Genomic DNA, 1,331 nt, shown 5'->3' on the forward strand with positions numbered 1-1,331 from the left:
CGCCATGCCGGACCTTCCAGGCCTGGAGGAAGTCGGGGCAGTCCCGCCGGTGGCGGAGGCGCAGCCGGTCTTCGCTTAGGTGCTGGCCAGGTTCGTCTGGCGCAGCTCCGCCAGCCTCGGCACCGCCACCACCGGCAAGGGCCGACGACGACCGCGCAATTCGAGCGGGAGCGGGGTGCTCGGCGGCTCCAGACCGGCCAGGCGGAACACCTCCGCGGAGATCACCGCCTCGGCCGACAGCTCCTTGCAGGCGGTCTCCAGCCGGCTCGCGACGTTGACCACGTCGCCGATCGCGGTGAGGCCCGCCGCATGGCCCCAGCCGAGCTGACCTACAATGGCGCTGCCGGCATGGATGCCCACCCCCAGCCGGAGCGTCGCCTGCCCCAGCTCGCTGCGCATCTCGTGGGAGAGCTGGCTCAGGCCCGCGGCCATTGCCTGGGCCGCCTTCAGCGCACTGCGCGCCCCTTCCTCCGGCCCGTGGTCCAACCCGAACAGGGCCATGACCCCGTCGCCGATGAACTTGTCGACCCGCCCGCCGGCCTGCTCGATCGTCTGGCCAGACAGGGCGAACCAGCGGTTCAGCAGGAATACCACGTCATAGGGCAGCCGGTGCTCGGCCAGCATGGTGAAGCCGCGCAGGTCGGCGAACAGCACGACCAGCTCGCGCTCCACGCCGTGCCTGGGGAACATCGGCCGGCTGACCTCCTCGGCAGCGCGGCCGACCGCCACCAGTGGCGTCACCTGCAGCGCATGGGTCGGGCGGAGCTGGCAGGCGAGGCGCACGTCGGGCTTGGCCTGGATCCGGCGCAGCACCCGCTCCTCCTGAGACGAAGGCGGCGGCAGGTGGTCGCTGCCCCGGCCGACCCGCACCCGGCAGGTCGAGCAGCGCCCGCGCCCGCCGCATACCGAGGCATGCGGCAGCCTCGCCAGTTCGGCCGCCTCCAGCACGGAGGTGCCGCGCGGGACCCGCACCAGCAGGTTGCCCGGGAACTCGATCGCGACCGGCCCGGTGCGCGCCACGATCACCTGACGCGCCAGCCGTGCCAGGAACAGGAGCGCGATCGCTCCGTAGAACAGGAGGAGCAGCCGGCTCTCCAGGGCATAGATCCAGGCGCGCTCCGCCGGCTCCGGCCAGTTCCCGGCCGCCGCCAGGGCCGCGATCCAGGCGGGATCGGCCGCCGCCCGGGCCGCCAGCTCGCGTGCACCGTTCAGCATGCCGAAGAAGGCCAGCGTGGGCAGCAGCACGGCGAGTGTGAGCAGGAGCGGCGCGGCATGCCTGAACCAGGGCTCCAGCTTCAGGCGGTGGTACATCCCGATGCAGCCATGCCCCC

At 72.9% G+C, this 1,331-nt stretch carries 1 protein-coding gene; it reads right to left on the reverse strand.

Annotation, left to right across the window (positions count from 1 at the left end; all coding sequences use genetic code 11):
* Positions 1–75: 75 nt before the first annotated feature.
* On the reverse strand, positions 76–1,331 hold a 1,256-nt coding region (locus tag EQG76_RS06825), incomplete at its 5' end, for an adenylate/guanylate cyclase domain-containing protein (protein WP_235031236.1).

The sequence above is a fragment of the Geminicoccus flavidas genome, assembly GCF_009806515.1.
Classification (GTDB): Bacteria; Pseudomonadota; Alphaproteobacteria; order Geminicoccales; family Geminicoccaceae; genus Geminicoccus; species Geminicoccus flavidus.